This is a genomic window from Foliimonas ilicis (genome assembly GCF_039939195.1).
GTDB lineage: Bacteria > Pseudomonadota > Alphaproteobacteria > Rhizobiales > Rhizobiaceae > Foliimonas > Foliimonas ilicis.
Genome location: NZ_JBDUUH010000011.1, coordinates 97,187 through 123,378, shown reverse-complemented (window position 1 = coordinate 123,378; position 26,192 = coordinate 97,187). Strand labels below are relative to the sequence as shown.

Below are 26,192 nucleotides of genomic sequence, written 5' to 3'. Positions count from 1 at the left end.
TTAGACCCGCGTGCCGCCGACGGTCATCTGGTTCATGCGCAGATGCGGCTGGCCGACGCCGACTGGAACGCCCTGACCGGCCTTGCCGCACATGCCGATGCCCGTATCGAGCTTCATATCGTTGCCGACCATTGTCACGCGATGCATCGCGTCCGGCCCGTTGCCGATCAGCATTGCGCCCTTCACCGGCTGCGTGACCTTGCCGTCCTCGATCATGTAGGCTTCGGTGCAGCCGAACACGAATTTGCCGCTGGTGATGTCGACCTGTCCGCCGCCGAACGACACCGCATATATGCCGTTCTTCACCGAAGCGATGATTTCCTCGGGCGTCATGTCGCCGGAGGTCATGTAGGTGTTGGTCATGCGGGGCATCGGCTGGTGCGCATATGATTCGCGGCGTCCATTGCCGGTCGCCTTCATGCCCATGAGGCGGGCGTTCTGCCTGTCCTGCATGTAGCCGACGAGCTTGCCGTCATCGATCAGCACATTGTGCGCCGAAGGCGTGCCTTCATCGTCCACCGTGATTGAACCGCGGCGCTCCGGCATCGTGCCGTCATCCACGACGGTAACGCCCTTTGCCGCGACCTGAGTGCCGAGAAGTCCCGAAAATGCGGATGTTTTCTTGCGGTTGAAGTCGCCTTCGAGGCCGTGGCCGACGGCCTCATGCAGCATCACGCCCGGCCAGCCGCTGGAAAGGACGATGTCGAACGTGCCCGCAGGGGCGGGGATCGCCTGCAGATTGACCAATGCCTGACGCAAAGCCTCTCCGGCTGCAAACTTCCAGCTATCTTCGGTCAGGAATTCGTCGAAAGATTTGCGCCCGCCTGCACCGTATGATCCGGTTTCCTGCCGGTCGCCGTCACCGACGACAACGGAAATGCTCATGCGCACCAGCGGACGAATGTCGCGAACGATCTGGCCGTCTGCGCGCAGGATTTCGATATGCTTCCATGAGGCGGCAAGCGATGCCGTGACCTGGCGCACGCGCGGGTCTTCCGCGCGAAGCCATGCGTCGATTTCCTGCAAAAGCTTCGATTTCGCCTCGAAGGAAGGCGACGAGATCGGGTTTTCGTCGCCGTAAAGATGGCGATTGGTGCGCGCGGGCGCATCGGCCAGCGTGCCGGAATAGCCGCCCTTGATGGCAGATACGGCATCGGAAGCGCGCAGCAGCGCGTGCTCGGAAAGCTCGCTCGAATGGGCGTAACCGCTTGATTCGCCCGCAACCGCGCGCAGGCCAAAACCCTGATCGGTGTTGAAATTGGCAGTCTTCAGCCGGCCATTGTCAAACATCAGCGCTTCGGCTTCGCTGTATTCCAGATAAAGCTCGCCATCGTCTGTGCCGTTGATCGTGTCGGCAACGATTTGCCGGATGCGTTCCTCGGAAATGTCGAACTGGCTGAAAAGACTGGTCATGAAACGCTCACTGGTTTTCGCGGACAGGTCGATGCCCGCGTTTACGCTTATGCTCCGGTCAAACGGGAACATTCACCTGACATGTAGGAGCCGTCACCTGCTGCGCCAATGCGGTGTCAGTTCGGCAGAGCGTCGAAGCTTTCGCCGAAGCCTGCGAGATCGACGGGGATGCCGATGCCTTCTTCCGGGGTCTGGAAAACGATGAAGGTAGCCGAGGTGCCGGTTTTCAGCGTGTCGAGCAGCGGCTTTTCGAGAATGACCTCTGCATAGCAGCCATCACCGAAGCAGCGCACGAAATAGGCGCGGCCGATATCCTTGCCGTCGACATTGAGGCCGAGGCCATTCGGCAGGAGAACGCCAAGCGGTGCAAGCACACGCAGGATTTCAGCTTTATTGTCGGCAGTGCGCAGGACAACGACGGAGAGACCCATTTCGGGGCGATCTTCCGCGATGACATTTTGCATCATCACGCATTGCTCGGCGGTTGCACCGGCTGGCGTGTCACAGATCACCGACCATGCACCATGAGTCGCGCGCACCGTGCCAGGCTGCTGCTGTTGTTGCGGCTGCTGGGCTGCTGGCGGAGTCGGCGCTGCAGCAGGCGGCTGGGCCGGTTGCTCCTGCGCACCAGCCGGCATAGCCGCGAAAGATAAGGCGGCGAGAAACGCGGTCTTCGCCAATATATTCGAAAGCCTGAGTTTCATGACGACTCCATTGCGAATCACGGACAAATTCGTCCACGACAGACATACTTATAGGGCAAGATCGGAGTTGAAAAAGCCGGATGGCGGGTTTCTCCTTACTTTTCAGGGAGAATTTGCCCGAATTACGGCTTTCGGAAGGGCTCGGCCTGCAAAATACGCACTGCTCAACCGCGCGCTTGCGCGCTTCGCAGTTGCAGCCGGTGTCTGTGCGATCCGCTCCTGCGCGCAAAAATGCCGCATGGCTTCCGCCGCTCCTTTCTTGCGGTTACAAAGAGAGTATGGTTTGAACCACAAAATATGCCATCGGGATTCCGGTTCCGGTGTTTTTTCTATATTCCAGCGGCATTCTCGCATGGGAATCGGGAGATGATGAGGGCGATGAACAAATTTCTTGGAAGCGCTGCTGCACTGACCGCCTTCCTGGCCGGCGGCGTGGCTTACGCTGACCAGCCATACCCCTGGCAGATGCGGTTTCAGCCTGCTGTTACCGGGATCATGGAACAGATTACCTGGTTCGAGATCTACACGCTGTGGTTCATAGTGCCGATCACGCTTTTCGTGCTGGCACTTCTTGCCTATTGCGTGATCCGGTTCCGTGAGAGCGCCAATCCGGTGCCTTCGCGCACCAGCCACAACACGCTGATCGAGGTGATCTGGACCGTTGGTCCGGTGGTTATCCTGCTTTTCCTGGCGGTTCCGTCCTTCCAGCTTCTGACCGCGCAATATTCGCCGCAGGAAGAAGCCAAGCTGACGATCAAGGCGACCGCCAACCAGTGGAACTGGGATTACGAATACCAGATGGAGGAGCCGCTCTCCTTCAACTCCGCAATGCTTCATGAAGGCGATCGCGGCGCTGCTGGCAAGGAAGACGTCGCCCGCTATCCGCGCCTTCTGGCTGTGGACAACGAGGTCGTCGTGCCAATCAACACCATGGTTCGCGTGCTGGTCACGGCAAGCGACGTTATCCACGCTTTCGCAATGCCTGCTTTCGGCATGAAAGTGGACGCCGTTCCGGGTCGCATCAACGAGACCTGGTTCAAGGCTGAAAAGGAAGGCCTCTATTACGGCCAGTGCTCCGAGCTTTGCGGCAAGGATCACGCCTATATGCCGATTGCCGTGCGCGTCGTGAGCCAGGAACAATACGATACCTGGGAAACGGCAGCCCGGACTGACATGAATGGCGCAAACCGTGCGCTGATGGCTGAAATCGAAGGCACCGAAAAGGTGGCGGACGCCGGCAAGTAATTGCGCGTTCAAGGAAATTAGGGAACGGAACGGAGCGAAAAATGGCAACCGCTGCAGCTCACGACGACCACGATCATCGGCCTAAGGGTTGGGTGCGTTGGGTCTATTCGACCAACCACAAGGACATTGGTACGCTCTACCTGATCTTCGCGATTTTCGCGGGTATCGTCGGCGGCTTCCTGTCCGTCATGATGCGCTGGGAGCTCGCTGAGCCGGGCATCCAGATTTTCTCCGGCCTCGCCGAAATGGTTTACGGTGTCGGGGGCGATGCCTCCATCGATGCCGGTAAGTCGATGTACAACGCCTTCACCACGGCGCACGGCCTCGTCATGATCTTCTTCATGGTCATGCCCGCGCTGATCGGCGGTTTCGCGAACTGGATGATCCCGCTCATGATCGGCGCGCCTGACATGGCGTTCCCGCGCATGAACAACATCTCGTTCTGGCTTCTGCCGCCTGCGTTCCTGCTGCTCATCATCTCGGCTTTCGTTCCTTCTGCTCCGGGCGCTTACGGCGTTGGCGGCGGCTGGACGATCTATCCTCCGATGTCGACCTCGGGTCAGCCCGGTCCGGCTATGGATCTTGCGATCCTGTCGCTGCACATTGCCGGTGCCTCGTCGATCCTCGGCGCGATCAACTTCATCACCACCATCTTCAACATGCGCGCTCCGGGCATGACGCTGCACAAGATGCCGCTCTTTGCCTGGTCGGTGCTGATCACGGCTTTCCTTCTGCTTCTGTCGCTCCCGGTTCTGGCCGGCGGCATCACGATGCTTTTGACCGACCGTAACTTCGGCACCACCTTCTTCGCACCTGAAGGCGGCGGCGACCCGATCCTGTTCCAGCATCTGTTCTGGTTCTTCGGTCACCCTGAAGTGTACATTCTGATCCTGCCGGGCTTCGGCATCGTCAGCCACATCATCTCGACCTTCTCGCGCAAGCCGGTCTTTGGTTATCTTGGCATGGCCTATGCCATGGTCGCCATCGGCGCAGTCGGCTTCGTCGTGTGGGCTCACCACATGTACACGACCGGTCTTTCGCTCGACACGCAGCGCTACTTCGTCTTCGCGACGATGGTTATCGCTGTTCCGACGGGCGTTAAGATCTTCTCGTGGATCGCGACGATGTGGGGCGGTTCGATCTCGATGCGCACGCCTATGCTGTGGGCGATCGGCTTCATCTTCCTGTTCACCGTTGGTGGCGTGACGGGCGTTCAGCTCGCCAATGCAGGTCTCGACCGCTCCTTCCACGACACATACTACGTGGTTGCGCACTTCCATTACGTCCTGTCGCTGGGCGCGGTCTTCGCAATCTTCGCGGCCTGGTACTACTGGTTCCCGAAGATGACCGGCTACATGTACTCGTCGGCCATCGCGCGCACGCACTTCTGGGTCACGTTCGTCGGCGTCAACCTCGTGTTCTTCCCGCAGCATTTCCTTGGTCTTGCAGGCATGCCGCGCCGCTACATCGACTACCCGGATGCGTTCGCGGGCTGGAACCTGGTTTCGTCCTACGGCTCCTACATCTCGGCCGTTGGCGTCCTGATCTTCCTCTTCGGTGTCTTCGAAGCATTCTCGAAGAAGCGCGTTGCAGGTGCCAACCCATGGGGCGAGGGTGCGACCACGCTCGAATGGCAGCTTCCTTCGCCGCCGCCGTTCCACCAGTGGGAACAGTTGCCGAAGATCAAGTAACGGCAAGCTTTTTACCAAAATCGAAACCGCCGGTTCACCGGCGGTTTTGGCCAAACGGAACAATCGGAATTACGCATGGCCCTTGTTGAAAATCATAGTGCAGAGGACGCCCGTTTCCGCATGTCGGAAGCGACCGCTGGCGACTTCCTGGCACTCTTGAAGCCAAGGGTGATGTCGCTCGTCGTGTTCACGGCGTTTGTCGGACTGATCGCGGCACCCGCATCCATGAACCCGCTCATCGCGGCGATTGCGATTGCGGCGATTGCCGTAGGCGCAGGCGCTTCGGGTGCGCTCAACATGTGGTACGACGCAGACATCGACGCCATCATGACCAGAACCGCATCGCGCCCGGTGCCATCCGGCCGTATTCAGGCAGGCGAGGCGCTGACCTTCGGGATCATCCTGTCGGTGCTGTCCGTGCTGACGCTCGGCGTGCTGGTGAACTGGCTTTCGGGCGCATTGCTCGCCTTCACGATCTTCTTCTACGCAGTCGTCTATACGATGTGGCTGAAGCGCTGGACGCCGCAGAACATCGTCATCGGTGGCGCTGCCGGTTCCTTCCCTCCGATGATCGGCTGGGCGGCGGCGACCGGCACCATCAGCCTCGAAAGCGTTATCCTCTTCCTCATTATCTTCCTCTGGACGCCGCCGCATTTCTGGGCGCTGGCCCTGTTCAAGTCGGACGATTACCAGCGCGCGGGCATTCCGATGATGCCGAACGTCGCCGGTGCGGAATCGACCCGCAGGCAGATTTTCGTCTATTCGTTGCTGGTTGCCGTTGTTGGCGTGCTGCCTTGGTTCTTCGGCTTCTCGTCGAGCGTCTACGGCGTTGTTGCTGCTGCCCTTGGTATCGGCTTTGTCTGGTATGCCTGGAAGGTGCTAGAAGCTGGCGACACCGGCATGAAGCCCGCCAAGGCGCTGTTCGGATATTCACTTATCTATCTCTTCGCGATTTTCGCGGTCTATCTCGCAGACAGCGTCGTTATTCGTATTCTGGCCGCCGGCAATGGAGCTTGATGCGATGAAGGACGACGAAATGGTCACGCTCACAGAACGGCAGAAAAAAGCGCGCCGCAGCCGATCGCTGGCGATCGGCATTGCCTTGGCCGCGCTTGTCATCATCTTCTACATTGCCACGATCGCGAAATTCGGTCCCGCGATCCTAAGCAGACCTTTGTGAGGTAAGATGAGCGAACAGAAGACGACATCCCCAGATCCACGAAACCACCGCAGCAACCGTATCGTTGCGGGCGTCTGCGTGGCGTTTTTCGGCGGTATGATCGGCGCTTCTTACGCTGCGGTCCCGCTCTATCAGATGTTTTGCCAGATCACCGGCTACGGCGGCACGACGCAGCGCGTTGATCAGTATTCCGACACGATCCTCGACCGCGATATCACGATCCGCTTCGATGCCAACACATCCGGCGGTTTGCCGTGGGATTTCGCGCCGGAACAGCGCGAGATCAAAATCAAGATCGGTGAAACGGTTCAGGCGAATTATCACGCCGCCAACAATTTCTCCGTCCCTTCCGCAGGCCGCGCGACATTCAATGTCACGCCCGATCTGGCTGGCGCATATTTCAACAAGGTCGAATGCTTCTGCTTTACCGATACGACGCTAAAGCCCGGTGAAGACATGGAAATGCCGGTTGTTTTCTATGTCGATCCCGAGATAGTGAATGTGCCGGAAATGAAGAATATCAAGACCATCACGCTTTCCTATACGTTCTTTCCGATCGCCGGGGACAAGCCAGTCGCGAAAGCGCCTGACGCGACGACGAAAGACAAAACTCAAGACGCCGACGAAAATCTCGGGGGTTGAAAATGGCAGACGCACACGCAAAACCGCAACACGATTATCACATCATCGACCCGAGCCCGTGGCCGTTTCTGGCGTCGGTCGGCGCCTTCATCATGGCCATCGGTGGCGTCGGCTGGATGCAGTATCTCAAGAGCAGCGAATTCCACCTGCTCGGCATCAATTTTGCCAATCCTTGGCTGTTCTTCATCGGTCTTGCGATCGTTCTCTATGTGATGTTCGCCTGGTGGGCCGATACCATCCGCGAGGGCAATGAAGGCCATCACACGCGCGTCGTCTCGTTGCATCTGCGCTATGGCATGATCATGTTCATCGCGTCGGAGGTCATGTTCTTCGTCGCGTGGTTCTGGGCTTTCTTCGACGCCAGCCTGTTCCCGAACGAGGTTCATCAGGTCATGCGCGCCGAGTACACAGGCGGCATCTGGCCGCCCAAGGGCATCGAGGTGCTCGACCCGTTCCACCTGCCGCTCTACAACACGGTTATCCTGCTGCTTTCGGGCACCACCGTCACCTGGGCGCACCACGCATTGCTGCATGACGACCGCAAGGGCCTGATCAACGGTCTGGTTCTGACGGTTGCGCTCGGCGTGCTGTTCTCCTTCGTGCAGGCTTACGAGTACATCCACGCTCCGTTCGCCTTCAAGGATTCGATCTACGGCGCGACTTTCTTCATGGCGACCGGCTTCCATGGCTTCCACGTCTTCGTCGGAACCATCTTCCTGCTGGTCTGCCTGATCCGTGCCATGAAGGGCGAGTTCACCTCGAAGCAGCATTTCGGCTTCGAAGCTGCCGCCTGGTACTGGCACTTCGTCGACGTCGTCTGGATCTTCCTGTTCGCGACGATCTATGTTTGGGCTTCGATCGGCGCCGTTATCGCCGTCGGGCACTGACACCGGTTGCATGAATGCGGGAGGGGCGGCCATGGCAACGTGGCCGCCCTTTCTCTTTTTTGGGCCGCAATGATTGCTAATCTGCGAGTGGTTCAGCGCGGCAAGAAGGGTTTGAGACTTTGATACAGGACGACCGCAAACCGGATAGCGAAAGCGCTGCGCCGGTCGATCAGGCGATCTGGCCGCCCATCGAACCGATTGCCGCCGGATTGAAGGGTACATGCCCGCGCTGCGGCGAGGGAAAGCTGTTCTCCGGCTTTCTGGATATCGGCAAAAACTGCGGCGTCTGCGGACTGGATTATTCCTTCGCCGATGCGGGCGACGGCCCGGCGGTCTTTGTCATCCTGATCATAGGCTTCATCGTCGTCGGACTGGCGCTGTGGATGGAAGTGTCGGTCAACCCGCCGCTCTGGGTGCATTTCATCATGTGGATACCCCTGACCATCGTGCTCTCCCTCACCGCGCTCAGAATGATCAAGGGCGTGCTGATCACGCTTCAATATTCCAACAAGGCTTCTGAAGGCCGGATAGATCGCGTGTGATGGATACTGAACTGGAAATCGCGCAGCCAAGGCGCGGCCGCATATTCTTGCTTGTAACGTCAGTGCTGGCACTGGTGATCTTCGCGATCCTCATCATGCTCGGCACATGGCAGGTGCAGCGCATGCACTGGAAGGAAGGTCTGCTCGCCACGATCGATAATCGTGTGCATTCAGCCCCGGTGCCGCTCGAAGAGATCGAGCGTCGCTTCGCCGAGACGGGCGATATCGAATACACGCCGGTCACAGTGTCGGGCAATTTCATTCACAGTGGCGAGCGGCACTTTTTCGCGACCCATAACAGCCAGTCGGGCTTTTTCGTCTACACACCCATGCGGCTTGCCGACCAGCGCGTGGTGCTCGTCAATCGCGGCTTCGTGCCTTACGATTTGAAAGATGCGGCCAAACGCCCGGCAGGGCAGGTCGAAGGCGAAGTCACTATCACCGGACTTGCGCGCAATCCGCTGTCCGAAAAGCCGTCGTTCCTTGTGCCGGAAAACGACACGGTCAAGAATGTCTTCTATTGGAAGGACCGTGACGTGATGGCCGCGACCGCCGGCCTTGAGCCGAACGTCCAGATCGTGCCGGTTTTTGTCGATGCCGATAAGACAGCGAACCCCGGCGGCCTGCCGGTAGGCGGCGTGACGCTTATCGATCTGCCGAACAATCACATGCAATATGTGATCACCTGGTATGGCCTCGCATTGGCGCTTTTCGGCGTCTTCGCGGTTTGGGCATGGCGAGCGCTAAAAGGCCGATCCTGAAATTGTCTGTGCGCCGCGCCCTTGACAGGAGGGGTGTGCAGACATCATTTCGGCACGAACAAAAGACTGGGAAATAATGGCCGACGCAATTTCCAAATCACCCTTGACGATCAGGCTGTGCCAGCCGCGCGGTTTCTGCGCAGGCGTCGATCGGGCTATCCAGATCGTCGTGCTGGCGCTCAAGAAATACGGCAAACCGGTCTATGTGCGCCACGAAATCGTGCACAACCGTTATGTGGTCGAAGGCCTACAGAATCTCGGCGCGGTCTTCATCAAGGAATTGAGCGAAATACCGCCGGAAAACAAGAAATCGCCGGTGGTTTTTTCCGCGCATGGTGTCCCGAAATCGGTGCCTGCGGATGCCGAAGCACGCAATCTGTTCTATCTCGACGCAACTTGCCCGCTGGTTTCCAAGGTCCACAAGCAGGCGCTGCGCCACATGCGCCTTGGCCGTCATGTCCTGTTGATCGGCCATGCAGGCCACCCGGAAGTCATCGGCACGATGGGGCAACTGCCTGAGGGCTCGGTCACGCTGATCGAGACGGATACGGACGTCGCGAATTTCTCGCCGGAAGATCCGGCAGCACTCGGCTTCGTCACGCAGACGACCCTTTCGGTCGAGGATACGGCGCATGTCATCCGCGCGCTTGAGGCACGTTTCCCGCAGCTTAATGCACCCGCGGCCGAATCCATCTGCTATGCGACGACCAATCGTCAGGAAGCCGTGAAAGACACCGCGCCCGGCGCGGATCTCTACCTCATCGTCGGCGCGCCCAATTCCTCGAACTCGCGACGGCTGGTCGAAGTCGCGGAGCGTGCGGGCGCAAAGATGTCACTGCTCGTTCAGCGCGCGACGGACATTCCCTGGGACGATATCGGCGAGATTTCGACGCTCGGTCTTTCGGCAGGCGCATCCGCCCCGGAAATCATCGTCGATGAAGTCATCGATGCTTTCCGCGCGCGTTTCGATGTTTCAGTGGAGATTGCAGTCACTGCGACGGAAACAGAAGATTTCCCGGTCATGCGCATTCTGCGCGATGTCGAACTCACTCCCGCCGATATGGCATTCGTCAACGGAAACGCATAAATGGCCGTCTATACCGATGTCCCGGAAGGGGAACTGGAAGCCTTTTTGCGCGACTATCCGGTGGGCCAACTCCTGTCCTACAAAGGCATTGCTGAGGGCACCGAGAACTCGAATTTTCTGCTGCACACCACGCAGGGCGCATTCATTCTGACGCTTTATGAAAAGCGGGTGGATCAAAGCGATCTGCCGTTTTTTCTAGGCCTGATGGAGCATCTGGCTGGCAAGGGACTGAACTGCCCGCTGCCGGTGCATCGCAATGACGGTGCGATTATCGGCACGCTTTCGGGCCGCTCGGCCGCACTCATCACCTTCCTCGAGGGCATGTGGATCAGGCGTCCGAGCGCCATGCATTGCCGCGAAGTCGGCAAGGCACTCGCCTCGCTGCATCTCGCTGGCATGGATTTTCCGCTGAGCCGTGCGAACTCGCTTGAAATCTCCGGCTGGCGCACGCTTTGGGATGCATCGCGCGGCCGTGCCGACGAGGTCGAGCCCGGCCTTGCCGCTGAAGTCGATCGCGATTTTTCCGAAATAGACAGCGCTTGGCCGCATGATTTGCCGGCAGGCATCATTCACGCCGACCTTTTCCCGGACAATGTCTTCTTTCTGGGCGAGAATCTTTCCGGCCTGATCGACTTCTATTTCGCCTGCAACGACCTCTACGCCTATGACGTCGCGACCTGCCTGAATGCGTGGTGCTTCGAGAAGGATTTCTCGTTCAACCTCACGAAAGGCACAGCACTTCTAGCGGGTTATCAGAGTGTCAGGCCACTCAGTGAGGAAGAACAGGCGGCATTGCCGCTTCTGGCGCGCGGGTCTGCCCTGCGCTTCATGCTGACGCGTCTTTACGACTGGCTGACCATTCCCGATGGCGGGCTGGTCCAGAAGCGTGATCCGATGGAATATATCAGAAAGCTGCGCTTCCACCGGCAGATCCGGTCGGCAGCCGAGTACGGATTGAAATGACCACCAAGAAAGTCGAAGCCTACACCGATGGCGCATGTTCGGGCAATCCCGGCCCCGGCGGCTGGGGCGCGATATTGCGCTACAACGGCAAGATAAAAGAGCTTTCGGGCGGCGAAGCCGACACGACCAACAACCGCATGGAATTGATGGCCGCGATTTCCGCGCTGAACGCGCTGAAAGAACCATGCAGCGTCGATCTCTACACCGACAGTAATTACGTGAAGGACGGGATTTCCGGCTGGATCGAGGGCTGGAAGCGCAATGGCTGGAAGACTGCGGCCAAAAAACCGGTGAAAAACGCCGAGCTTTGGCAGGCTTTGGACGAAGCCAACAAGCGGCACAAGGTTACGTGGCACTGGGTCAAGGGCCATGCCGGACACCCGGAAAACGAGCGGGCGGACGAGCTTGCGCGTATGGGAATGGCTCCGTTCAAGCCGGGCAAAAAGCCCGCTATGGTTGTAAAGACCGACGTTTGAAACCTGGCCACACTCTTGCCTTTTTCTGAAAACTGACACCTCATGCGTTCGTTGGGGGGAAAAACGCAATGCGAATCACCAGGACTTGCGCCGGGTGACGCTTACTGGAGGGTGCGCCATGGGCGTTGAAAGTCTTATCGTTTTCTTGATTATCGGTGCGATTGCGGGCTGGCTCGCGGGTGTTCTGGTCAAAGGTTTCGGATTCGGCATTCTCGGCAATATCGTGGTTGGCATCGTCGGCGCATTCATCGCCGGCTGGCTCTTTCCCTATCTCGGAATAAGCCTCGGTACGGGCATCATCGCCGCCATCATCCACGCGACAATCGGTGCAGTCATTCTGCTTGTTCTGCTGCGGCTCGTAAAATCCGCCTGACCAGGTTTTTAAACGCAAAAAAACGGGCGGAATTTCCGCCCGTTTTCGTTTTTTGCATTCAAATATTAAAGCTGTTCGAGAATCTTCGCGGCGCCCGATTCGACGGCCTGACCCGGATTTTCCTCGATGTTCAAGGCAGTGACCTTGCCGTCTTCGACGATTGCCGAAAAGCGCTTCGAACGCACGCCAAGGCCGCCAGCGCTCAGATCGATGTCGAGGCCGATCGACTTGACGAAATCGGCATTGCCATCTGCGAGAAACAGCAGCTTGCCTTCACCGCCGGTAAAATTCGCCCACGCCTTCATGACGTGATGGTCGTTGGCGGCCAGCACCGCGATCGTGTCGACGCCCTTGGCGAGGATCGCGTCGTGGTTTTCAAGATAACCCGGCAGGTGGTTGTTGCTGCAGGTCGGCGTGAAAGCGCCAGGTACTGCGAACAGAACGACCTTCTTGCCGCCGAAAATCTCGGCCGTGGTCAGGGTTTTGACGCCATCGGCATCGGGAGACTTGAAGCTGTGTTCCGGCAGTTTGTCGCCAACGGCAATGGTCATGATAAATCCTTGTCTGTGGTTTCAGTGGGTTTTCGTTATCGGAGGATCGGCAGAACAGCAATCACCGCGGCTGCATTGCGCCGCTCACCGCCGCGTTTTTGGTTGCGAGCGTATAAGACAGCGGGGGCAGCGAAGTTCCTTTTGGCTTTCCCAGAATATCGATGATGAACTCGCCACCCTTGTCGCTGCGCTTCGGGGCAGCGAAGCTGTAGCCCTCGGGCGCGGCAATGAAGAGATCGGCCTCACCCGAATCTGCGGGCAGAATTGCCTTCACGACGAAGCGTTCTTCTTCGCTGCTGGCGATTTCAGCGCTGAAATCCTTGCGCGCTGGTGCCGGTAAAGCGCTGTAGGCCGCATCTATCAGCGCAGTGTCCTGCATGTTGCTGGCGTCGTCATTGGGGTTCAGCACGAAATCCGCCTGCACCGGGACGCAGATCGACTGGCAGACGCCAAGAAACACGCCTGCGTCTATCTTCGTCGGCACCGTCTTGTCGTGCAGCTTGAAGGTGATGGGCAGGGAAACCGGATGGTCATAGCCTGCCCAGATCGAATAGCCGTCATCGTGCCTTTGAGGCACCGGAAACTCCAGCTTGGCGTCTGCGACGTTCTCGCTTTTCGAAATGTCGATCTCCGGCGGAACGCCTGAATCGCCGGGGTCTTTCCAGTACGTTTTCCAGCCCGGCTGGAGCTGGATGTCCAGAACGCCCCTTATATTGCCTTCGCTGTCCGGTTCGCCTGCGGTCACGAGCCGGATGCGCGCACCTTCCGTTTTGTACCAATCAGTGCTTGCGGCCACGGCTTGACTGGCAATCAGGCTGGCGGCGATCAGAAGGGGAGCGACATAAAAATTCATGGTGCTGATTTGATGCGGCGCGGGTCGTTTCGCAATCGTTTCTGCTCCCGATCGTTTCATTTTTGCGTGAAGTTTCTGGAAAACATATGAAAATAACGGCCTATCCGCATCTTTAAAGCGGTGTGGAAAGGCGCTAGCTTCGCTTCTATGGATCTTTTGCGCCAGAAAAAAACCGGCTCTGTCAGCGGTTTTCTAGAAGACCAGTTCCTCATCGCCATGCCCGGCATGCAGGACGACCGGTTTTCGCGCGCCGTGATTTACGTCTGCGCGCATAGCGAAGAGGGCGCGATGGGCCTGATCATCAATCAGGCGCAGCAGATGATGTTCCCCGATCTTCTGGTTCAACTCGGCATTATGGATGAGCAAGCGGCGATACGCCTGCCGCCCGCAACGCGCGATTTTGTCGTCAGAAACGGCGGTCCGGTCGATCGCAGCCGCGGCTTCGTTCTGCATTCGGACGACTATCGGGTGGAATCCTCGCTGAAGGTTTCCGACGAGGTGTGCCTGACTGCGACGGTCGATATATTGCGCGCGATTTCATCCGGTCGCGGCCCGCGCCAGGCGCTGATGGCGCTTGGCTATTCGGGCTGGGGCGCGGGCCAGCTTGAAAACGAAATCGCCGAAAATGGCTGGCTGACCTGCCCGGCGCAGCCGGACTTCCTGTTCGATGCCGACATCGAGCGCAAATACGATCGCCTCATGGCGTCAATCGGCATCGACCTCGCGCATCTGAGCGCAAAGGCCGGTCACGCCTGAGCGAGCGGGTACTGTTCCTTCAGCATCTTCAGCACGGACTCGCCTGATACGGGCGGGCCGAACATGAAGCTCTGAACATATTCGCAGCCCATCTGGCGCAGTTCCAGCGCGTCGCTTTCATCCGAAATTCCTTCCGCCACGACCGACAGGCCAAGCTCATGCGCCATGTTGACCATGGAGCGCAGCAGCACCGTGCGCTTCGGCGTGGTGTCGTCGAGGAAGCTCTTGTCGATCTTGATCGTATCGAAGGGAAAGCGCGTCAGATAAGCGAGCGACGAATAGCCCGTGCCGAAATCGTCGAGCGACAGGCCGATGCCCAATTGCTTGAGCTTGTCGAGCACATGCGTCGTCTGTTCGGGATTGTCCATCACCAGCGATTCCGTCAGCTCCAGACGGAAACACCGCGCTTTCAGGCCCGCCCGCGCGATGATCGAGCGCACATCGCTGACGAGATCGCGGCGGATAAGCTGCTTGCTGGACAGGTTCACGGAAACCGAAAGCGGCGCGTCGTTGATCTGCTTCTGCCAACCGACCAGATCTTCCGCTGCGCGCTGCATGGCAAACAGGCCAAGCGGCACGATCAGGCCGCAGCTTTCGGCGACGGGAATGAAATCCGCCGGCGGAATATTGCCGCGGCGCGGGTGATCCCATCTCAGAAGCGCCTCGAAACCGGCAATTGTCGCGTCTTCCAGCCGCACGATCGGCTGATAGGCAAGCGTCAGTTCCTTGCGCTCTATCGCACGGCGCAAATCGGATTCGAGCTGCAACCTGTCGGTTCCTGCCGAGCGGAAAGCGGGGCGGAACGGCTCGATACGGTCGCCGCCAAAGCGCTTGGCCTGGTGCATCGCGAGTTCGGCGTCCTTCACCATGTCGTCGGCCGTCGCCTGCGCGCTCGTCCAGGTGATGAGGCCGACCGAGGCGGTCAGCACGATCTCGCGCTTGGCGAAGGTGATGGGTGAGCGGATCGCCTGCTTGATCGCATCGGCGACAGCCGCGATGCGCGCCGGATCCTGTTCTGAAAGCAGCATATAGGCGAACTGATCGCCGGTGAGGCGAGACAGCGAATCCTGCGGCTTCAGGAGCCTGTGCAGGCGCCGCGCGATGGTAAGCAGGATCGTGTCGCCCGCCGATATGCCGAGCCCGTCATTGACCTGTTTGAAGCGGTCTATGTCGATGACAAAAACGGTCGGGCGCACGCGCTCTTCCGATTTCGCAATCGAAATGACTGCATCGAGCCGGTTCATGAACAATTCGCGGTTCGGCAGTCCGGTCAGATTGTCGTGCACGGCATCATGCAGCAGGCGCTCTTCGGCCTTCTTGTGCTCGGTGATATCGACCAGCGTGCCGACGCAGCGGATCACTTCCCCATCCGAGCCGACGACGGGCCGGGCGCGCAACGCAAACCAATGATAATGCCCATCGGCCCCGCGCAGGCGGAAGCTTTGGGCAACGCGTCCGCGCCGGTGTTCCAGAACCACGTCGAGCGTCGTGCGGAACATGTCGCGGTCATCGACATGAAGAACGGGCAGCCAGTTGCGCGCAGCACCGCCGAGCGTGCCAGCCGGCAGGCCAAGTTGCACGCAGACATCGGGGCGGGTTACGACGCGGTCGCGCAATACGTCCCAATCCCAGACGATGTCGCCAGCGCCCGAAACCGCCAGCGCCTGACGTTCCATGTCGCTGAACAGGCCCTGATGAAGCGCGCCGCCTGCGAATGCGTGCTGGATGACGGTGAAGCCGATCAGCAGGATGATGAGGATCAAGCCGCCGCCGAGTGCCGGTTGCACGATGTCATTGTCCAGCATGCCGGTAACGGTCATCCATGAACATGCGAGCCACGCCAGCACCATCACCCAGCTTGGGATCAGCATGATTGCGCGGTCATAGCCGCGGAAGCCGAGGAAGGCGATCAGGCCGATGCCCATGACGGCGGTTGCGGCGAAGGAAAGCCGCGCGATACCGGCCGCGATCGAAGGGTCGATGATGGCGATGCCGGAAATGGCCAGCAGGCCGAATATCCAGACCACCGCACCATAGCTGAAATGGCCGTGCCATCGGTTCAAGTTGAGATAGGCGAACAGGAAGACGACGAATGTCGCCGCAAGCCCCACTTCGCTGCCCGCTCGCCACATCTGCTCATTGCCGGGCGTTATCTCGATCAGCTTGTTCAGGAAGCCGAAATCGACGCTGATATAGGCAAGAACGGCCCATGCGAGGGCTGCAGTTGCCGGGAACATTGAGGTTCCCTTGACGACGAAAAGGATGGTGAGAAACAGCGCCAGAAGGCCCGCAATGCCGATGACGATGCCGCGATAGAGCGTGTAGGAATTGACCGAATCCTTGTAGGATTCAGGCTCCCAGAGATAGACCTGCGGCAGCCGCGGCGAGGCGAGTTCGGCAATGAACGTCACCACGGTTCCGGGGTTCAGCGTGACCAGAAACACATCGGAATCGGCACTTGTCTGGCGGTCGAGGGCAAAACCCTCGCTGGGCGTGATGGCGGCGATGCGGCTGGAACCGAGATCGGGCCAGAAGATGCCGGAATTCACCAGCCGGAAATGCGGCGCGACGATGATGCGGTCGAGCTGCTGGTCGGTTGTGTTGGCGAGTGCGAAGACGGCCCAGTCGCCGCTGGAGCGCGCATCATTGGCCTCGACCTCGATGCGGCGCACGATGCCGTCCGGTCCGGGTGCCGTGGAAACCTGAAAATTCTCACCCTGGTTCCGGTAGATTTCGACGGCGCCGGAGAGGTTGAGCGCGACATCGTCGCGGGAAATCTTGATCGGCTCGACCGCCATTGCGGGAGCCAGAAAGCCAAGGTTTGCGACCAGCACTAGAAGCAGTGCGGCCAGAAACCGGATTGGAAAGGAATACGCCAACAATCAGCCCTTCTTCTTCACATCGTCCCGATCATCGCAAATCCGGCCGTAGAGGTAATGATCCTGCCAGAACCCGTTGATCTTGAGATAGGAGCGTAGAAGTCCTTCTCGCTGAAATCCGGCTTTTTCAAGCACGCGTATGGAACGATTGTTCTCCGGGATACAGGCTGCTTCGACCCGGTGCAACTTCAGTGTGTTGAAAGCATAGCGGCAAAGCAGCTTCACCGCCTCGGTCATGAACCCTTGTCCGGCATAGCGCGCGCCCACCCAATAGCCGATATGGCCGGATTGGGAGACGCCGTAGCGGATGTTTCCGAGCGTGATGCCGCCCACAAGTTTTCCAGACCTTTTTTCGAAAATAAAGAATGCGATTGCCGCGCCGCTTGCAAAATCCTCGCGATAGCGCCCCAGCCGCAAGCGCCATGAATTCCTGTCCAGTTCCTCCGGCGACCAGCGCGGTTCCCAATGTTCGAGGAAGCTGCGGCTCTCGTGCCGCAGCCCCGCCCAATCACGATAGTCGCCGACGACCGGCATCCTCATGACGATGCGCTCGCTCGTTAGAACCGGTAGATCGCGGCGGAAGAACGGGAGCGCGAACATGTCACGAGGAAAGTATCAGACGGCGACTTTACGCTGCCCCGCATCGAACAGCGGCAGCGAATCGCGAATGGAATCATAGGACGGAAGTGCGGCGATCGGCCCGACCGCGGCAATCGTCGGCGTGGTCGAGAACAGGCGCGACGAAAGATCGGTCAACCGGTCCACTGTAAGTGCCGAAAGACGCTCCATGAGTTCCTCCTTGGCGATCGGGCGTCCGAAAAGCAGAAGCTGCCTGGCGATCTGCGAGGCGCGGCTGGCAGCACTTTCGCCCGACATTATGAGCCCTGCGCGATACTGCGCGCGCGCCCGGTCGAGCTCTTCCTGGCCGATGCGCTCGCCTGCGCGTTCCAGTTCGCGGATGATCACCGGAACGAGCTTGTCGATGTCGCTCGGGCCGGTCGCGGCATGCACGCCGAAAACGCCCGTGTCGGAGAAACCCCAATGGAAGGCATAGACCGAATAGCAGAGGCCGCGCTTTTCGCGCACTTCCTGAAACAGCCGCGAAGACATGCCGCCGCCGAGGATCATCGACAGAACCTGCGAGGCGTAGAAATCGCGCACATGGTAGGCGCGGCCTTCGAAGCCGAGCACGATCTGCGCATCCATCAAATCGCGGTTTTCGCGGAAATCACCGCCTACATATTGCGCGAATTGCGGGGTGAAGCTGTCGGATGAGGCCCGGAACGTGCCGAGGCGTTTTTCGACTTCGCGGACGAAATCGTCGTGCTTCACATTGCCGGCCGCAACGACGATCATCCGGTCGGCGCCGTATTGGCGCTCCATGAAGGCGTGCAATTGCTTCGAGGTAAAAGATTTCACGGTCTGCGGCGTGCCGAGGATCGAACGGCCGATGGTCTGATCGCGGAAGGCGGTCTCGGTGAAGCGGTCGAAAACGATGTCGTCGGGCGTGTCGTGAGCCGCGCCGATTTCCTGAAGAATGACGTGCTGCTCGCGCTCCAGTTCCTCCGGGTCGAACTTCGAATCCTGAAGAATGTCGGCCAGAAGATCGATTGCCAGCGGCATGTCGTCGGACAGAACTCGCGCGTAGAAAGCGGTGGTTTCGACGCTGGTTGCTGCGTTGATTTCGCCGCCCACATCCTCGATTTCCGAGGCGATCTGGAAGGCGGTCCGCCGTCCGGTGCCTTTGAAAGCCATGTGTTCGAGAAGATGCGCCATCCCATGTTCATCGTCACGTTCATTGCGTGCGCCGGATTTGACCCAGACACCCAATGCGACGGAATCGATGCTTGGAAGGGTTTCGGTTGCGACCGTCAGGCCGTTCGACAGACGGCTTACCTCAACACCCATATAACTATTACTCCTCAACGCGCCGCGCGTGCATGGCGAACTATATGATCTTCGACCATTTTCAGGTCGGATGGAAGTACAGTGAACCTTTCCTCGCGTTCCATCAAGCCCGACAGCCATTCGGGCAGTGCTGGAACGACGCCGCAAGCAGCCTCCACCGCAGCCGGGAATTTGGCCGGATGCGCGGTGCCCAGAATGACCATCGGCGTCGAGCCTTGTGTCTCGTGGGCGACGTGAACTGCTGCTGCCGTATGGGGATCGAGCAGATAGCCGCTCTTTTCCAGCGTGTCGCGAATGGTCTTTGCGGTCTCTTCCATGGTCGAGCGCCCGGCGTCGAATTCGGCACGGATTTTCGCCAGCGGAGCCGCGTCGATGGTGAACGCGCCGGACTGTTTCAGGCTGCTCATATAGCGCCGAACGGCATTTGAATCGCGGCCGGTCGCCTCGAAAAGAAGGCGTTCGAAATTCGAGGAAATCTGAATATCCATCGAAGGCGAAGTGGTCTCGACCACGCCCTTCATGCTGTATTCGCCAGTCGCCAGCGTGCGCACCAGAATGTCATTGTCATTGGTGGCGATTGCCAGGCGGTCGATCGGCAGGCCCATTTTCTTGGCGGCGTAGCCCGCGAAAATATCACCGAAATTGCCGGTCGGAACGGTGAAGGAGACTGGCCGGTCGGGTGCGCCGAGCGAAATAGCCGACGAGAAATAATAGACGATCTGCGCCATTATCCGCGCCCAGTTGATCGAGTTCACGCCCGAAAGCGAAACGGAATCGCGGAAGCGGTGGTCGTTGAACATGTCCTTGAGCATCGACTGGCAATCGTCGAAATTGCCCTCGACGGCTATCGCATGAACATTGCTGGCGCTCGAAGTCGTCATTTGGCGCTGCTGCACCGGCGAGACGCGGCCATGCGGGAAGAGAATGAAGATGTCGGTGCGGTCGCGCCCGGCGAATGCATCGATCGCAGCGCCGCCCGTATCGCCGGAAGTGGCGCCGACGATGGTTGCCCGCTCGCCGCGCTCGGCCAGAACATGGTCCATCAGCCTTGCAATGAGCTGCATCGCCACGTCCTTGAACGCCAGCGTCGGGCCGTGGAAAAGCTCAAGCACGAAGCTGTTCGCGCCGGTCTGTACCAGCGGGCAGACGGCCTCATGCCGGAATGTGCCATAGGCTTCGCGCACGAGTTTTTCGAAAACAGGTGTGGAAATCTCACCGCCGAGAAACGGCGTCAGCAGCCGGATTGCCAGATCGGAATAGGACAGGCCGCGCATCGCGCGAATCTCTGCTGCGCTGAATTGCGGCCATTCTTTCGGCAGATAAAGCCCGCCATCTCGGGCCAAACCGGCCAGAATGGCATCCGAGAAACCAAGTGCGGGGGCTTCTCCGCGGCTGCTGATATATTGCATGCTCACCCTTCCGTGGCGTCAAACGGTCTTCAAAAAACTACATTCTGTCAGTCGCATTTTCGCCAAGTGGTTGCTATAGATCGGCAGCGTTGCGAGAGGGAATTGCAGTACATGGCGTTTCGATTTGTCAACGGTCGTCTTCTGACCGCATTTTCGGTTTCGAGCTTTATTCTTGTTGTCGCGGGTTGCCAATCCAGCGGTAACAATGGCGTGGAAACAGCGGATGGCTCCGCCCCGCCAAAGGTCACGCAAGAGGATTTGCGCGCTTTCTGCCCGCAGGTGAAGCTGCGCGAAGGAACCGCTTATTTCAACACCTATGCGAAGGGCGGCCAGGATGATCCATCGAAGATCATCTATCAGGCGTCCATCAGCGACGTGACCAGAAGCTGCGCGCGCGGCGATGGCACGATGACTATGAATGTCGCTGTTGCCGGACGCATCGTGCCCGGCCCGGCAGGGTCTGCTGGAAACATCACCATGCCGATCCGCATTGCGGTCGTGCGCGGCGATGAAGTCCTTTATTCGAAGCTTCATCAGCATCAGGTTTCGGCGGGCGCTGCTTCCACGCAGTTCGTCTTCAACGATGCGGCTGTCAGCTTCCCGATGCCCAATGATCGAAGCGTTCAGGTCTTCGCGGGCTTCGACGAAGGCCCGCCCTCCAAGAAGTAAGCTCAAGCGTTTTCCGACCATTCGGAAAGCGCTGCAAGAACGCCCGGCAGATCGGCCCAGCGACGGATAACCGTCTCTGCGCCGGCCTCCGTTAGTGCGTCTGCATGGCTCGGATAGCTGTGCGACGCGCCGGTGAAACCGATGACTCGCATACCGGCTGCACGTGCGCCGGTGATGCCATGCACCGAATCCTCGATGACGAAGGTGTTTGCCGGATTGGCGTTAAGCTTTTCGGCGGCGAGCAGAAAGACGTCGGGCGCAGGTTTCGGCTTGCCGGTTGGTGTTTCGAGCGCCGAAAAGATGCGGCCCTTGAAAAATGGCAGCAACTGCGTCTTTTCCAGCATGAACTCGATGCGTTCCGTGCGTGAATTCGAACAGATGCAATAATTGACCGGCACAGAAGCAACGGCCTGATGCACGCCTTCGATCGCGCGGACCTCGTTTTTGAGGCGGCGATCGACCAGCTCTTCGGCCTGATCCAGAAGCGAAATCTGGAACGGGATTTTCGCCTGTTCCTCTATGCGCAGCATGATGTCCTTGAAGGTCAGTCCGGCATAATTTTCGGAAATTTCTTCGGGGGAAATCTCGAAACCTGCCGCCGTCAGGAGATCGGCTTCCACGCGGGCTGCGATGATTTCGGAATCGACGAGAACGCCGTCGCAATCGAATATGACGAGATCGGGCTGGGACATGACTTTCCGGATGTGAAGCAGGGAGGGAATTGGCCCGTCACATACACGATCGCTGCCGCCGCCGCAAATTTCGAAGGCAAGTTCACTAAATATTTACGCTGAACAGTAACCATAACGAGGTGTAAACAGTAACGCGTAGATCGGGTATCAGAATGTCGGCCGTGCGTCCTCTCGACCAGTTTTCCCATCGTCCTGAAACATCCGAATGGCTCGACACGATCCTCAAAGGGGATTGTGTGGCGGCTCTCAACAAATTGCCGGAAAAGTCGATCGACGTCGTTTTCGCCGATCCGCCCTACAATCTTCAGCTCGAAGGCGATCTGCATCGCCCCGACCAGTCGAAAGTCGATGCGGTCGACGATCATTGGGATCAGTTCGAAAGCTTTCAGGCCTATGACGCTTTCACCCGCGCATGGCTTCTGGCCGTTCGCCGCGTGTTGAAACCGAACGGCACGATCTGGGTGATCGGCTCCTATCACAATATTTTCCGCGTCGGCGCGACCATGCAGGATCTGGGCTTCTGGATTTTGAACGATGTCGTTTGGCGCAAGACCAACCCGATGCCGAACTTCCGTGGCCGTCGCTTCCAGAATGCCCATGAAACCATGATCTGGGCTTCCCGCGACCAAAAGGGAAAAGGTTACACTTTCAACTATGACGCGCTGAAGGCTTCCAATGATGACGTCCAGATGCGCTCGGATTGGCTTTTCCCGATCTGCACCGGTTCCGAGCGCCTGAAAGATGAGAATGGTGACAAGGTTCATCCGACCCAGAAGCCGGAAGCGCTTCTTGCCCGCGTCATGATGGCATCGACCAAGCCGGGCGACATCGTACTCGACCCGTTCTTCGGTTCGGGAACGACCGGCGCGGTTGCAAAGCGCCTTGGCCGTCACTTCGTCGGCGTCGAGCGCGAAGATGCCTATATCGAGGCAGCTTACGACCGTATCGCTTCCGTGCAGCCGCTTCAGTTAGCTGATTTGCAGGTACTTACCGGCAAGCGTGCCGAGCCGCGTGTCGCCTTTGTCAGCCTCATCGACACCGGCCTCATCAAGCCGGGCGCAACCCTTTACGACGCCAAGAAGCGCTACGCCGCAAAGGTTCGTGCCGATGGCACTTTGGCCGTTAGCGATGCTGCGGGTTCAATCCACCGCATCGGCGCGCATGTGCAGGGCCTGGATGCCTGCAATGGCTGGACCTTCTGGCACTATGAGCGCAATGGCGGCCTCAACCAGCTCGACGAACTGCGCCGCATTGCACGGCTCGGAATGGAGCGGGCAGGGGCTTAGCCCCTGCATGACCCCGAAAAGTTGCAGACTTTTCGGATAAGGATCATGCAGAAACAGAGTTTACCGTATCAGGCGTTTCCCAATCACCGCCTGATTCCAAGACGCTCGAGGTCCGCCTCGAGCGTTTTTGCATTTGTAAACAGCAATGCCTGCCATCCCGCCTGTTTCGCAGCGTCGACATTCTTCTGGCTGTCGTCGATGAAAATAGTCGCGGAAGGCTGAAGACCGAAAGTGCTGGCATGGCGCTCATAAATGGCGAGGTCCGGCTTGATCAGGCCAATATCGCCCGAAACCGTCACGCCGCGCGGCTTTTCGAGGAAGGTAAAGCGCTGGCGGGCTTCCTTGAACGTGTCGGAAGCCCAATTGGTCAGAAGCGTCACATCATGGCCCGCATCGATCAGCCCTTCCATGATTTCCACACTGTCGTCATAGGCATGCGGCAGCATTTCGTGCCAGTGCAGGCGGAAATTGCGGATGTTTTCGGCATGGCCGGGATGTTCCGCAATCAGAAGCTCTTCGGCCTCGGCCCATGTACGCCCGCGATCCTGCTCTATGTTCCACGCACCCGTGCAGACATTGTCGAAAAACCAAGCCCGCTCCTGGTCGTCTGGAATGAGGCGGCTGAACGGGATGTTCGGATCGTAGTGAATCAGCACCTTGCCGATGTCGAATACGATGTGGCGGATTTCCGTCATGCTGTACCTCTTTCCTGATTAATGTCTTGGAGCTTTCGTTGCTCCCGGTATGGCGGCTTCGATCACTTTCTTCATGACCGTAGGCAGGGCCTCGCCGCGCAATTCGTCGGGTGGCGACCACCAATCGTCGCCCGACGGCTCGAAACGTGAAATTTCGGCCCGAAAAACCGTCAAATCCAGGGAAAAATGCGTGAAAACATGCGAGATTTGACCGGCCTTTTGCCAGTCTGCTGAAAAAGGTGCGCCGTCTACGGTCGAAATGCCATCGATCCGCGCTGTCCAGCCCGTTGTCGGAACCTCCGTCATGCCGCCAAGCAGGCCGCTGGTCTGGCGCTTGCGCAGAAGCACCGAACCGTCTTCCGCAAACGCAACGAAGGCTGCTCCAACCCGCTGCGGTTTCTCGGCTTTCGGGGCTTTGATTGGCAGCAATTCCGGGTCGCCCGACAGAAGCGCGCGGCAATCTTCCCTGACCGGGCAGAGCATGCAACGCGGCCGCTTTGGCGTGCAGATCGTGGCACCCAAATCCATCATCGCCTGCGCGAAGTCGCCCGGTCGTGCCTCCGGCAATATATCGAGCAAAAGCGCGCGGATGATCGGTTTCGACTGGGGCAGGGGCGTCGTGATTTCGAACAGGCGGCTCATGACGCGCTCGACATTGCCGTCCATCACCGCCGCCGGTCGCGTGAACGCGATGGCGGCGATCGCCGCCGCCGTGTAAGGCCCGACACCCGGCAATTCCAGCAAGCCATCTTCCGCGTCGGGGAACTTGCCGCCCAGTTTTTCAGCGACGAAATCGGCGCAGGCCTTGAGGTTGCGCGCCCGCGAATAATAGCCAAGTCCCGCCCAGGCCTTCATCACATCGTCGGTCTCTGACGCAGCGAGGTCGGCCACGCTTGGCCATTTTTCCAGAAATTTGCGGAAATAAGGTTTTACGGCTTCAACCGTCGTCTGCTGCAGCATGATCTCGGAAATCCAGACATGGTAAGGGTCTGGACGTGTGCCGGAAGCCAGCGCATGCGGCGGCGTACGCCACGGCAGATCGCGATGATGCGCGTCGTACCACGCAAGCAGGCGTTGCGCCGTTTGCCGGTCTGGGTTCACATCACTTTTGGTTTTGTCCGCTAGGGCCATTTCGGTTGCGCGATGACTCATGTTAGGAACGGCTTTTGGAGGATGGACATGGCAGGGAAAAGGCAATTCGGCAATGCTGTTGCCGTCAGCGACCTTGCCAGCGAAATTCTGGACCCGCTGCTGCGCAAGCGCGCCGGTATTTCGATCGGGCTCGTCCAATCATGGGAAGAAATCGTCGGAACGCGGCTTGCCCGCACCACGCGCCCTGAGAAAATCCAGTGGCCGCGCCGTCTGCATGAGGACGACCCGTTTCAGCCCGCAACGCTCATTATAGCTTGCGAAGGTCCGGCGGCACTCCATGTAAGCCACGAAACCGGCGAGATCATCGGTCGCGTGAACACCTTTCTGGGGTACAATGCGGTGGCGCGCATCCGCATCGTGCAGAAGACCGTGAATGCCGCTCCGCAAAAGCAGAAGCCCGTTCTGCGCCCGCTGACTTCGCCGGAAAAGACGCGCATTGCCGGAACCGTCAGCCAGATCGAGGATGAGGGTTTGCGTGCTTCGCTCGAGCGTCTCGGCGCTACAATCCTCGGATCGAAGAAATAATGCCGTTTTTCTCTCGTATTCGTGAACAGAATTGCATCCTTTGCCAATTGGATTGGGGAAAGGGATGGCCTAGTTCGTGGTGGCTATCGCTTTCTGGTGCATATGCATCGCAAAATTAAACCCTAGTCAGGTGATTCGCATGAACCGCTCTCTTCCACGCAGAACCGTCCTAGCATCGCTCGCCGCAGTGCCGGCGGCCCTGTTCCTCGCTTCTTGCAGCGATAGCGGGCAGGCCAACGCTCAGACGAGCGAGCCGGCAGCGCCACAGACGCCTGCGCCCTCCGGCGTTGCTGCCCCTCAATCGCAGGGCACCGTCGATATGAAGAAGTTGCTGGAGCCGGGTGCATTGCCGGACAAGATCGTCGGCAATGCCGATGCGCCGGTAACGATCGTCGAATATGCATCGATGACCTGCGGCCACTGCGCTGCGTTCCACAACACGACCTATCCGGAACTCAAGAAGAAATACATCGACACCGGCAAGGTGCGGTTGATTTTCCGCGAATTCCCGTTCGATCCGCGCGCCGAGGCAGGTTTCATGCTGGCGCGCTGCGCAAACGACAATTATTTCCCGATGGTCGAAGTGTTGTTCAAGCAGCAACAAAGCTGGGTTCCTGTGGAAAATGCCAAGGATGCACTGCTCCAGATCTCGAAACTGGCAGGTTTTTCACAAGAGACTTTCGAAGCCTGCTTGACCAACCAGAAACTTCTGGACGATGTGAGAGCAGTACGGACACGCGGCGCTGATGAATTCCGGGTCGACTCGACACCGACCTTCTTCATCAACGGCCAGACCTACAAAGGGGCGATGTCGATTGATGAAATGTCGGCGGTTATCGACGGCATGCTCTGA

28 protein-coding genes are annotated in these 26,192 nt (G+C 58.8%); 17 read left to right on the top strand and 11 right to left on the bottom strand.

The window, feature by feature from the left end:
* Positions 1-1,413: a metalloprotease TldD gene (gene tldD / locus ABFT80_RS21340; protein ID WP_347973969.1), complete on the bottom strand. Its 1,413-nt coding sequence runs from the start codon at positions 1,411-1,413 to the stop codon at positions 1-3.
* 116 nt (positions 1,414-1,529) lie between these two features.
* Positions 1,530-2,117, bottom strand: a complete 588-nt coding sequence (locus tag ABFT80_RS21335) for an invasion associated locus B family protein (protein WP_347973968.1) — start codon at positions 2,115-2,117, stop codon at positions 1,530-1,532.
* Positions 2,118-2,495: 378 nt separating this feature from the next.
* On the opposite strand from ABFT80_RS21335, the gene coxB reads away from it, so the two are divergent.
* The 12 genes from coxB to ABFT80_RS21275 all read left to right on the top strand — a co-directional run bounded on the left by coxB (position 2,496) and on the right by ABFT80_RS21275 (position 11,964).
* Positions 2,496-3,362: a cytochrome c oxidase subunit II gene (gene coxB / locus ABFT80_RS21330; protein ID WP_347973967.1), complete on the top strand. Its 867-nt coding sequence runs from the start codon at positions 2,496-2,498 to the stop codon at positions 3,360-3,362.
* A 41-nt stretch (positions 3,363-3,403) separates the two neighbouring features.
* Positions 3,404-5,053 carry a cytochrome c oxidase subunit I gene (ctaD, locus tag ABFT80_RS21325; protein ID WP_347973966.1) on the top strand — a complete coding sequence of 550 codons (1,650 nt, stop codon included), beginning with the start codon at positions 3,404-3,406 and terminating at the stop codon, positions 5,051-5,053.
* A 75-nt stretch (positions 5,054-5,128) separates the two neighbouring features.
* A complete protein-coding gene (locus tag ABFT80_RS21320; RefSeq protein ID WP_347973965.1) occupies positions 5,129-6,070 on the top strand; it encodes a heme o synthase in 942 nt (313 codons plus the stop codon).
* 4 nt (positions 6,071-6,074) lie between these two features.
* Complete coding sequence (locus ABFT80_RS21315) at positions 6,075-6,233, top strand: hypothetical protein (protein WP_347973964.1); 159 nt, start codon at positions 6,075-6,077, stop codon at positions 6,231-6,233.
* Positions 6,234-6,239: 6 nt separating this feature from the next.
* On the top strand, positions 6,240-6,875 hold the full coding sequence (locus ABFT80_RS21310) for a cytochrome c oxidase assembly protein (protein WP_347973963.1): 636 nt from the start codon (positions 6,240-6,242) through the stop codon (positions 6,873-6,875).
* A 2-nt stretch (positions 6,876-6,877) separates the two neighbouring features.
* Complete coding sequence (locus ABFT80_RS21305; protein WP_347973962.1) at positions 6,878-7,762, top strand: cytochrome c oxidase subunit 3; 885 nt, start codon at positions 6,878-6,880, stop codon at positions 7,760-7,762.
* 119 nt (positions 7,763-7,881) lie between these two features.
* A complete protein-coding gene (locus tag ABFT80_RS21300; RefSeq protein ID WP_455189980.1) occupies positions 7,882-8,304 on the top strand; it encodes a DUF983 domain-containing protein in 423 nt (140 codons plus the stop codon).
* Positions 8,304-9,065, top strand: a complete 762-nt coding sequence (locus tag ABFT80_RS21295; RefSeq protein ID WP_347974065.1) for an SURF1 family protein — start codon at positions 8,304-8,306, stop codon at positions 9,063-9,065. The genes ABFT80_RS21300 and ABFT80_RS21295 overlap by 1 nt, the downstream gene beginning before the upstream one ends.
* Before the next feature lie 76 nt (positions 9,066-9,141).
* Positions 9,142-10,152, top strand: coding sequence for a 4-hydroxy-3-methylbut-2-enyl diphosphate reductase (ispH, locus tag ABFT80_RS21290; RefSeq protein WP_347973961.1), 1,011 nt, complete (start codon positions 9,142-9,144; stop codon positions 10,150-10,152).
* Entirely contained in the window at positions 10,153-11,115 is a 963-nt protein-coding gene (locus tag ABFT80_RS21285; RefSeq protein WP_347973960.1) for a homoserine kinase, read from the top strand.
* Positions 11,112-11,591, top strand: a complete 480-nt coding sequence (gene rnhA, locus ABFT80_RS21280) for a ribonuclease HI (protein ID WP_347973959.1) — start codon at positions 11,112-11,114, stop codon at positions 11,589-11,591. Before ABFT80_RS21285 ends, rnhA begins: the two co-directional genes overlap by 4 nt.
* A 118-nt stretch (positions 11,592-11,709) precedes the next feature.
* Positions 11,710-11,964, top strand: a complete 255-nt coding sequence (locus ABFT80_RS21275; RefSeq protein WP_347973958.1) for a GlsB/YeaQ/YmgE family stress response membrane protein — start codon at positions 11,710-11,712, stop codon at positions 11,962-11,964.
* Between the two features lie 65 nt (positions 11,965-12,029).
* Here the strand turns inward: ABFT80_RS21275 and ABFT80_RS21270 are convergent, their stop codons facing one another.
* Entirely contained in the window at positions 12,030-12,515 is a 486-nt protein-coding gene (locus ABFT80_RS21270) for a peroxiredoxin (protein WP_347973957.1), read from the bottom strand.
* A gap of 61 nt (positions 12,516-12,576) precedes the next feature.
* Complete coding sequence (locus ABFT80_RS21265) at positions 12,577-13,368, bottom strand: protein-disulfide reductase DsbD domain-containing protein (protein WP_347973956.1); 792 nt, start codon at positions 13,366-13,368, stop codon at positions 12,577-12,579.
* 147 nt (positions 13,369-13,515) lie between these two features.
* Between ABFT80_RS21265 and ABFT80_RS21260 the strand changes: the two genes are divergently transcribed.
* Complete coding sequence (locus ABFT80_RS21260; protein ID WP_347973955.1) at positions 13,516-14,124, top strand: YqgE/AlgH family protein; 609 nt, start codon at positions 13,516-13,518, stop codon at positions 14,122-14,124.
* On the opposite strand, the gene ABFT80_RS21255 is transcribed toward ABFT80_RS21260, so the two are convergent.
* The 4 genes from ABFT80_RS21255 to thrC all read right to left on the bottom strand — a co-directional run bounded on the left by ABFT80_RS21255 (position 14,115) and on the right by thrC (position 20,320).
* Positions 14,115-16,922, bottom strand: a complete 2,808-nt coding sequence (locus ABFT80_RS21255) for an EAL domain-containing protein (RefSeq protein ID WP_347974064.1) — start codon at positions 16,920-16,922, stop codon at positions 14,115-14,117. The genes ABFT80_RS21260 and ABFT80_RS21255 overlap by 10 nt on opposite strands.
* Positions 16,923-17,006: 84 nt before the next feature.
* Complete coding sequence (locus tag ABFT80_RS21250; protein ID WP_347973954.1) at positions 17,007-17,603, bottom strand: GNAT family N-acetyltransferase; 597 nt, start codon at positions 17,601-17,603, stop codon at positions 17,007-17,009.
* Positions 17,604-17,618: 15 nt separating this feature from the next.
* A complete protein-coding gene (locus ABFT80_RS21245) occupies positions 17,619-18,911 on the bottom strand; it encodes a M16 family metallopeptidase (RefSeq protein ID WP_347973953.1) in 1,293 nt (430 codons plus the stop codon).
* A 14-nt stretch (positions 18,912-18,925) separates the two neighbouring features.
* Positions 18,926-20,320, bottom strand: a complete 1,395-nt coding sequence (thrC, locus tag ABFT80_RS21240; RefSeq protein ID WP_347973952.1) for a threonine synthase — start codon at positions 20,318-20,320, stop codon at positions 18,926-18,928.
* A gap of 111 nt (positions 20,321-20,431) precedes the next feature.
* On the opposite strand from thrC, the gene ABFT80_RS21235 reads away from it, so the two are divergent.
* Positions 20,432-20,989: a hypothetical protein gene (locus ABFT80_RS21235; RefSeq protein WP_347973951.1), complete on the top strand. Its 558-nt coding sequence runs from the start codon at positions 20,432-20,434 to the stop codon at positions 20,987-20,989.
* Between the two features lie 2 nt (positions 20,990-20,991).
* Here the strand turns inward: ABFT80_RS21235 and ABFT80_RS21230 are convergent, their stop codons facing one another.
* On the bottom strand, positions 20,992-21,681 hold the full coding sequence (locus tag ABFT80_RS21230; protein ID WP_347973950.1) for an HAD family hydrolase: 690 nt from the start codon (positions 21,679-21,681) through the stop codon (positions 20,992-20,994).
* A 152-nt stretch (positions 21,682-21,833) separates the two neighbouring features.
* On the opposite strand from ABFT80_RS21230, the gene ABFT80_RS21225 reads away from it, so the two are divergent.
* Positions 21,834-22,967 (top strand): site-specific DNA-methyltransferase, encoded by a 1,134-nt coding sequence (locus ABFT80_RS21225; protein ID WP_347973949.1) that lies wholly within the window; start codon positions 21,834-21,836, stop codon positions 22,965-22,967.
* Between the two features lie 83 nt (positions 22,968-23,050).
* Here the strand turns inward: ABFT80_RS21225 and ABFT80_RS21220 are convergent, their stop codons facing one another.
* Complete coding sequence (locus tag ABFT80_RS21220) at positions 23,051-23,662, bottom strand: HAD family hydrolase (protein WP_347973948.1); 612 nt, start codon at positions 23,660-23,662, stop codon at positions 23,051-23,053.
* A gap of 18 nt (positions 23,663-23,680) precedes the next feature.
* Positions 23,681-24,793, bottom strand: a complete 1,113-nt coding sequence (gene mutY, locus ABFT80_RS21215) for an A/G-specific adenine glycosylase (RefSeq protein WP_347973947.1) — start codon at positions 24,791-24,793, stop codon at positions 23,681-23,683.
* 48 nt (positions 24,794-24,841) lie between these two features.
* On the opposite strand from mutY, the gene ABFT80_RS21210 reads away from it, so the two are divergent.
* On the top strand, positions 24,842-25,339 hold the full coding sequence (locus ABFT80_RS21210) for a DUF721 domain-containing protein (protein WP_347973946.1): 498 nt from the start codon (positions 24,842-24,844) through the stop codon (positions 25,337-25,339).
* Positions 25,340-25,478: 139 nt separating this feature from the next.
* Positions 25,479-26,192 carry a DsbA family protein gene (locus ABFT80_RS21205; RefSeq protein WP_347973945.1) on the top strand — a complete coding sequence of 238 codons (714 nt, stop codon included), beginning with the start codon at positions 25,479-25,481 and terminating at the stop codon, positions 26,190-26,192.